This is a genomic window from Desulfovibrio sp. (genome assembly GCF_035644575.1).
Taxonomy (GTDB): Bacteria; Desulfobacterota; Desulfovibrionia; order Desulfovibrionales; family Desulfovibrionaceae; genus Desulfovibrio.
The window spans coordinates 40,392-48,147 of sequence record NZ_DASQOG010000007.1; the positions used below are offsets into that span (position 1 = coordinate 40,392).

General features: G+C 57.6%; 6 protein-coding genes and 1 tRNA gene. 1 reads left to right on the plus strand and 6 read right to left on the minus strand.

Going from position 1 to position 7,756, the window contains the following annotated elements:
- Positions 1–13: 13 nt before the first annotated feature.
- Positions 14–1,078, minus strand: a complete 1,065-nt coding sequence (locus tag VEZ52_RS00355; RefSeq protein WP_240825599.1) for a protein-glutamate methylesterase/protein-glutamine glutaminase — start codon at positions 1,076–1,078, stop codon at positions 14–16.
- Positions 1,079–1,204: 126 nt separating this feature from the next.
- Between VEZ52_RS00355 and VEZ52_RS00360 the strand changes: the two genes are divergently transcribed.
- A tRNA-Pro gene (locus VEZ52_RS00360) sits at positions 1,205–1,282 on the plus strand.
- Between the two features lie 325 nt (positions 1,283–1,607).
- On the opposite strand, the gene VEZ52_RS00365 is transcribed toward VEZ52_RS00360, so the two are convergent.
- The 5 genes from VEZ52_RS00365 to VEZ52_RS00385 all read right to left on the minus strand — a co-directional run.
- Positions 1,608–2,834 carry an LL-diaminopimelate aminotransferase gene (locus VEZ52_RS00365; RefSeq protein WP_324835042.1) on the minus strand — a complete coding sequence of 409 codons (1,227 nt, stop codon included), beginning with the start codon at positions 2,832–2,834 and terminating at the stop codon, positions 1,608–1,610.
- 14 nt (positions 2,835–2,848) lie between these two features.
- Positions 2,849–3,706: a diaminopimelate epimerase gene (dapF, locus tag VEZ52_RS00370; RefSeq protein ID WP_022658687.1), complete on the minus strand. Its 858-nt coding sequence runs from the start codon at positions 3,704–3,706 to the stop codon at positions 2,849–2,851.
- A 325-nt stretch (positions 3,707–4,031) separates the two neighbouring features.
- Positions 4,032–6,224, minus strand: a complete 2,193-nt coding sequence (locus VEZ52_RS00375) for a glutamine synthetase III (protein WP_324835043.1) — start codon at positions 6,222–6,224, stop codon at positions 4,032–4,034.
- 48 nt (positions 6,225–6,272) lie between these two features.
- Positions 6,273–6,611: a P-II family nitrogen regulator gene (locus VEZ52_RS00380; RefSeq protein ID WP_022658689.1), complete on the minus strand. Its 339-nt coding sequence runs from the start codon at positions 6,609–6,611 to the stop codon at positions 6,273–6,275.
- 29 nt (positions 6,612–6,640) lie between these two features.
- Positions 6,641–7,756: ammonium transporter (locus tag VEZ52_RS00385; RefSeq protein WP_324835044.1), on the minus strand; the 1,116-nt coding region annotated here is incomplete at its 5' end.

The window sequence follows — 7,756 nt, forward strand, 5'->3', positions numbered from 1 at the left end:
TGCTACGGTGGGGTCAGCCTCTGACCGTTGTTATGATGGCGTTGGCAATATCGTCCACATCAAGAATGAGGTTGGCGAGCTTGTTGTCTACAATCGCCTTGGGCATACCGTAAACGACACAGGAAGCCTCATTTTGCGCTATAAGGCAGCCGCCCTTCTCTTTAAGAACCTTGGCCCCTTCGCATCCGTCTGAACCCATTCCAGTGAGAATAGCGCCAAGCGTGCGTCTTCCCATTGCTTTGCCCGCAGTTTCAAAAAGCACGTTTGCCGAAGGTTTGTAAAGGGCATCGCGTGGTTCTTCTGCCACAAAGATTTCTGGCAGCGGACCGCGCATGCGAATGCCCAGGTGTTTGCCGCCAGGGCAGACATACGCATGGCCGGTTTTGAATTTGTCACCGTCCTGCGCTTCGGTAACGCCGATCTTGCAAACACTGTCGAGGCGCTTGGCAAACGGATTTGTAAAAGCCGCCGGCATATGCTGCGCAATAAGTATGCAGGCCGGAAGATCCGCAGGCAGTGCTGAAAGAATCTTTTGCACCACTGGCGGCCCGCCTGTGGATACGCCGATTACAACCAGATCGCGCGGCCCGGTGCAGGGTGTTTGCACATAATCCGCAGGTTGCGACGGCTGAGGGCGTGGAACTGGAACCTGAATCTGGTTGATGCGTCTGTATTTGAGTTTGATGATGGTTTTGCGTCGTGCAATAGCCCGCACCTTGCGCTGTAGCTCCGCCCCAAAACACTCCCGGTCACAGCTCATGGTTTTGGGAATAAAATCAAGAGCGCCGTACTCTAATGCCTTTAAAGTGCTTTCAGCGCCGCTCTGTGTGAGAGAGCTGACCATCAGCACGGGAATAGGAGTCTTTTTCATCAACTGCTGTAAAACTCCAAGGCCATCAAGCCTTGGAAGGTCAACGTCAAGCGTCATTACGTCCGGATCGAGTTCTTCGGCTTTTTCCAGGGCCTCCTGACCGTTACGGGCTGTGCCCACAACCTTGATTTCAGAATCCTGCTCCAGAAGTGAAGTAATGGTGTTGCGCATAAAGGTTGAATCATCAACCACGAGGACACTGATCATAGGATAAGCTCACTCCAAAAAATTCTCTCTCTATCTAGTGTTTGTATGCTACGTCAGGCATTATTTTTTTACAAATAAAAAATTACTTGCCAAACTACTCAGTCTCGCTTATGTTCCCTCTCTCAACGGGATGTGGCTCAGCTTGGCTAGAGCGCAGCGTTCGGGACGCTGAGGCCGCGCGTTCAAATCGCGCCATCCCGACCAGCAAAATCAAGGGTTTACGGTAACCACCGTAAGCCCTTTTTTTGTTTTTACATCATGCGAATCTTTTTTTTTAAAGATAAAGAGGGTGTTCCATTGAAGACGGCGGCAAGTCGGAAGCAGGAATAATGCATTAGCGACTGGCCGTTTTTGTCTCGCCACGATGTCCCACAAAAATAATTTTGCGTGAATCTTGTGCTTTCTTATCGGCAAAAAAGCCCGTTTCAAAAGGGATGTTCATCACATCCCCCAGAAACGGGCTTTCTTCTATTTTGCGGTAACCTCAGGCTTTGGCCTGGGAAGCGCGATTTTGTTGCTCTAGGCGCGGTTAGCTCAGTGAGGCAAGACGCTTGATGGCTTCTTCCGTATCGGCAGGGGAGCCAAAGGCCGTCAGGCGCACATAGCCTTCGCCAGAAGCGCCAAAGCCAGCGCCGGGCGTGCACACAAGAGCCGTGTTGTTCAGCACGTGGTCAAAGAATCCCCATGAGGTCATGCCGTCAGGCACGCTCACCCAGATGTAGGGAGCATTGACGCCGCCGTAAACGGAAAGGCCCATGCCGGTGACAGCTTTGCGCAGGCTTTCTGCATTGCGCTGGTAGCCGTGGATAACATCCATGACCTGCGCCCGGCCTTCCGGGCTGTAGGTGGCGGCAGCGGCCCGCTGCACAATGTAGGGGCAGCCGTTGTACTTGGTGCACTGGCGGCGGTTCCAGAGGCCGTTGAGCGCAACCTTGCCGCCCTTGCCATCGCTGACCTGGAGCGCCTTGGGCACAACCGTGTAGGCGCAGCGCAGGCCGGTGAAGCCAGCGGTTTTGGAAAAGCTGCGGAATTCCACGGCCACTTCCTGCGCGCCCTCAAGCTCGTAGATGCTGTGGGGAACAGAGCTGTCGGTGATGTAGGCCTCGTAAGCGGAGTCATACAGAATGACGCAGCCTTCGCGGCGGGCGTAATCCACCCAACCCTGAAGCGCCTGACGCGAAAGCACGGTGCCCGTAGGGTTGTTGGGGTAGCAAAGATAGATGATATCGGGCCGGGTTTTGGGAAAGTCCGGCACAAAGTCGTTTTCCTTGAGGCAGGGCAGATACACGAGTCTGTCCCACTGTTTGCCGTCAAATTCGCCGGAACGGCCCGCCATGGCGTTGGAATCCACATAGACGGGGTAGACTGGGTCTGTCACGGCCACAATGCTGTCAGCGGCAAAAAGCTCCTGAAAATTGCCCACGTCCGACTTGGCGCCATCGCTGACGAACACTTCGTCGGGGCTCAGGTCAACACCGCGCGCCTTGTAGTCGTGTTCCGCGATGATTTCGCGCAAAAAGGCATAGCCTTGTTCCGGGCCGTACCCGTGAAACGTGGCGGCGTCGCCCATGTCGTCCGCAGCCTTGTGCAGCGCCGCAACCACGGCGGGAACAAGAGGACGGGTCACATCGCCAATGCCCAGGCTGATGACGCGCTTTTCGGGGTTGGCTTCCTTGAAGGAGGCGACCTTGCGGGCTATTTCCGCAAAAAGATAGTTGCTTTGCAGCTTGAGAAAATTGCTGTTTACGCTGGTCATCACATTCCTCTGAATCAGATGTGGTACGTGCCGGTGAAGACGGTGACGGCTCCGCCGGTCATGTAGACATGGTTGGAAATTTCGTCCCAATGGATGTGCAGGGTACCGCCCTTGAGTTCCACATCAAGCTCGCGCCCGGTGAGGTTGTTGAGCACGCAGGCAACAGCAACGGCGCACGCGCCGGTGCCGCAGGCCAGGGTTTCGCCCGCGCCGCGTTCCCACACGCGCATTCTCACCTTGGTGGAAGAGATCACTTCCACAAATTCGGTGTTGGTGCGCTGCGGAAACAGCCTGTGGTGCTCAAAGCTGGGGCCGATCTTGGGCAGATCAAGGTCGTCTATGCCTTTCATGAACACAACCGCATGCGGGTTGCCCATGGAAACAGCGGTAATATCGTAGCCAGCGCCGTCAACTTCGACCGGGCGGGCCACAAAGCGCTGGGCGCTTGTGTCGCCCTCGACCAGCACGGGAATGTTGGCCGGGGTCAGCACGGGTTCGCCCATGTCAACTGTAGCGCCGCAAACCTCGCCGCCTTCAAACAGCAGACGGACGATCTTTTCACCGGCGCGGGTTTCAACGCGGATAACATCCTTGGAAAGAATGCCGTGGTCGTGAACATATTTGCCCACGCAGCGGATGGCATTGCCGCACATTTCAGCCTCGGAACCATCAGAATTGAACATGCGCATGCGCACGTCTGAAGTGCCGGAAGGCAGAATCAGTACAAGGCCGTCAGAGCCGACACCGAAATGGCGGTCGCTGATCTGTCGGGCAAGGTCGTTGGGGTTCTCGACACGTTCTTCAAAGCCGTTCACATAGACATAATCGTTGCCGATGCCCTGCATTTTTGTAAAGCGCAGTGTTGCAGCCATATATACTCCTTATCATACGGGGGGCCGAAACAGGCTGCCCATAATTATCTTGGCAGTATCACAAATAAGTATTTATTCTGATTCAAGGCAAAAGTAAACACAGTGCGGCGCACCTGCCGCGAATCCAATGTGCGGTGGCGGTTTTAGGCGCAAAAAAAGCGGAGAGCCGCCAGACTCTCCGCTTGATGACCACTGGCCTTCGCCGTCCGTTGCGGCGAACGGCGAGGCCTGTGGCTCCCTGCGGCAGAACCGCAGGGGCCGGAGGCAAGGGGACCATCTTCCCCCCCGGGATGAGACCCCCTGCCCCCAACTATTTCTTAACGACCTAGTGAGCCCAGAGCAGTTCTGCGTACTTGGGCAGAACCCACAGGTTGTCATCAACCAGGCGCTCAAGAGCGTCGGCATGGGTGCGGCATTCGGTCATGGCGGGCAAGATGCCGTCACGGGCGGCCTTGGCCTGTTCCAGCGCGCCTTCGGTGCACAGGGCTTTTTCCACGGCCTTTTCCAGCACCGCCACACCCTTCTGGAGTGCAACAATGTGGCCGCGCAGTTCGTTAAAGTATTCCTCTTCGCTTGCAGCGCCCTTGTCGCCAAGCACGGCGCGGGTTTTAACCACCGCATCGGCGGCCCTGGTCTGGGCTTCCATGCTGGGCGGCAGCACGGAAGAGCGGATCATGTCGGCCAGCAGGTTGCCTTCGATGCACACGGTCTTGCTGTAGTTTTCCAGCAGGATGTCCTGACGTGAGAGAATTTCACGCTCGGTCAGGATGCCGTGACGCAGGAAGACGTTCATGACGTCGGGATCGCTGTAGTGTTCAAGAGCGGTAACGGTGTTGTTGTAGTTGGGCAGGCCGCGGCGGGCGGCTTCTTCAGCCCAGGATTCAGCGTAACCATTGCCGTTAAAGACGATGGGCATGTGTTCCTTGAACAGGCGGGGCAGCAGAGACTGCAGGGCCGTGTTCAGGTCGGTGCCGGCAGAAACCGAAGCTTCAAGTTCGGTGGCAATGTCGTCCAGGGCGCTGGCAACAGCCGCGTTCAGGGCGATATTGACCGGAGCCACGGACTGCGAGGAGCCCACGGCGCGGAATTCAAACTTGTTGCCGGTGAAGGCAAAGGGGCTTGTGCGGTTACGGTCGGAAAGATCCACGGGCAGCGGAGGCAGGGTGGAAACGCCCACTTCCATGACCGCGCTCTTCTTGTTCTTGGAACCCTTGCCGTTGACGATGGTGTCAAGCACGTCGGTAAGCTGTTCGCCAAGGTAGACGGACAGGATGGCCGGCGGGGCTTCGTTGGCGCCAAGGCGATGGTCGTTGCCAGCGCCCACGGTGCCGAGGCGCAGGGCCGCGCTGTGCATGTGCACGGCGCGCAGCACGGCGGCCAGGAACACCAGGAACTGGGCGTTGTCCACCGGCGTGGAGCCGGGATTGAGCAGGTTGGAGCCATCAGAATCGCTGATGGACCAGTTGTTGTGCTTGCCGCTGCCGTTCACGCCCGCAAAGGGCTTTTCGTGCACCAGGCACACAAAACCGTGCTTGCCAGCCATGTGACGCATCATGTTCATGCAGAGCATGTTGTGGTCGCAGGCGATGTTGGCTTCTTCGTACACAGGGGCGATTTCAAACTGACCAGGGGCCACTTCGTTGTGGCGGGTCTTGGCCGGAATGCCCAGCGAACGCAGCTCGTTTTCCAGATCCTGCATGAAGCTCATCACGCGGGGAGGAATGGAGCCGAAGTAGTGGTCTTCCATTTCCTGACCCTTGGGCGAGGTGGCGCCGATCAGGGTACGGCCAGCCATCAGAAGGTCAGGGCGCAGGGCGGCCAGGTTTTTGTCCACCAGGAAGTATTCCTGCTCGGGGCCGACGTTGGCGCGCACATAGCTGGCCGTGGTGTTGCCGAAGAGCTTGAGAATACGCATGGCCTGACGCGACAGGGCCGATATGGAGCGAATGAGCGGGATCTTGCGGTCAAGAGCTTCGCCCGAGTAAGAGTAAAAGTACGTCGGAATGTGCAGGGTGGCCCCGTAAGGAGCGGGGATGATGAACACCGGCACGGAGGGATCCCACGCGGTATAGCCGCGGGCTTCAAACGTGGAGCGGATGCCGCCGGAAGGGAAGGAAGAAGCGTCCGGTTCACCGCTGATCAGCATCTTGCCAGAGAATTCGCTGATAACCTGACCATCAATGGTGGGCGACAGAAAGGCGTCATGCTTTTCGGCAGTGAGGCCGGTCATGGGGTGGAACCAGTGCGTGTAGTGCGTGGCGCCGTTCTCGATGGCCCAGTCCTTCATGGCATTGGCGACAACATCAGCGATTTCGGGGTTCAGGCGTTCGCCGTCGCGGATGGTCTTGGCCAGCTTCTTGAACACATCCTTGGGAAGGCGCTTACGCATGGTGGCCAGGCCAAACACGTAGCGGCCAAAGATGTCTTCCGCGCTGCGGCCTATTTCATCAGCGCTGGTGGGGATGACCGGTGCAGTGTTCACTGCTTTGAACAAAGCCTTTTTACGGGGGGAACTCATACCCTCGTCTCCTTTCTCAAGTTGTTGCTAGTATCAGGCACAGCCCGACTAAAGGGCCTCATCGCCGCGCTCACCAGTGCGGATGCGGATGGCATCCATCACATCACTGATGAAAATTTTTCCGTCGCCAACCTGTCCTGTGCGGGAGATGGACACCACAGCATTCAGAACAGTTTCCAGCATGTCGTCGTGCAGCACGACCTCGACCTTGATCTTGGGCAGGCAGTCCACCTGCATGGTGGTGCCACGATACACTTCAGTGTGCCCACGCTGGCGACCAAAGCCCTTGATTTCAACATAATTCAAGCCGTGGATGCCCATGTCGGTAAGCGCGTCCTTAACCTTGTCAAACATGCTGGGCCGGATGATGATTTCAAGCTTTTTCATAGGTCGTTCCTTTGCTGTTTCCCGTTGGACTACAAGGAGTAGCCGCGTTCGTTGTGCTCGCTCAAATCGAGACCGGTGAATTCCTCTTCAGGCGTAACCCGCAGGCCGACAACCGCGTCAACCACATAGAGGATTATCCGGGAAACTATGTAGCAATAACCCCAGGTAGCCACAATGGACACGATCTGGATCCAGGCCTGCTCAGGATTGCCGTAGAACAGTCCGTCCGAGTTGTTGATGGCCGCGCAGGCGAACAGGCCGGTGGCAAGCGCACCCCAGGTGCCGCCAACGCCGTGAATGCCGACCACGTCAAGGGCGTCGTCATAACCGAACTTGTTCTTCAGGAGCACGCCGCCGTAGCAGATGATGCCGCCAACAAAACCGATCAGCATGGCGGGCAGCACTTCCACAAAGCCCGCGCCGGGGGTGATGGCCACGAGGCCCGCCAGTGCGCCGGAGATAGCGCCAAGGCTTGTGGGCTTGCCGGTGCGGATCCATTCAACGAGCATCCAGCCAAGAATACCGCAGGCGGAAGCCATGTGGGTTGTTACAAGGGCCTGACCAGCAAGAGGACCGGAAACCAGGGCGCTGCCAGCATTGAAGCCGAACCAGCCGAACCACAACAGGCCGCCGCCAAGCAGGGTAAGGGGCAGGTTGTTGGGCGTGGCATGCGAGCTGCCAGTGGAAAGCCGCGGTCCAAGAGCCTGGGCACAGGCAAGAGCCGCCGCGCCGGAAGACATGTGCACAACTGCGCCGCCAGCAAAGTCCAGAGCGCCCATCTTGCTCATCCAGCCGCCGCCCCAGACCCAGTGGGCCATGGGCGAGTAGACGAAGAGCAACCACAAGCCGGAGAATACAAGCATGGCGGAGAAGCGGATGCGCTCAGCGTAGGCACCGGAAATAAGGGCCACGGTAAGAGCGGCAAACATGCACTGATACCCCATAAAAACCGTGTGGGGCAGTTGGGTGGCGGCAGGAGCCGACTCGCCGCCCACGCCTTTGAGGAAGAGGTAAGAAAGATCGCCGATTATGCCGCCCACATCTTCGCCAAAGGCCAGTGTGTAACCCACAACGGCCCATAATACAGAGATGAGAGCCAGCGCGCCGTAGCTGTGCATGTGGGTGGACAGGATATTGCGGGAGCG

Coding starts and splice junctions, on each gene's coding strand:
- VEZ52_RS00355 (WP_240825599.1), bottom strand. CDS start 1,078: ATGATCAGTGTCCTCGTGGTTGATGATTCAACCTTTATGCGCAACACC.
- VEZ52_RS00365 (WP_324835042.1), bottom strand. CDS start 2,834: ATGACCAGCGTAAACAGCAATTTTCTCAAGCTGCAAAGCAACTATCTT.
- dapF (WP_022658687.1), bottom strand. CDS start 3,706: ATGGCTGCAACACTGCGCTTTACAAAAATGCAGGGCATCGGCAACGAT.
- VEZ52_RS00375 (WP_324835043.1), bottom strand. CDS start 6,224: ATGAGTTCCCCCCGTAAAAAGGCTTTGTTCAAAGCAGTGAACACTGCA.
- VEZ52_RS00380 (WP_022658689.1), bottom strand. CDS start 6,611: ATGAAAAAGCTTGAAATCATCATCCGGCCCAGCATGTTTGACAAGGTT.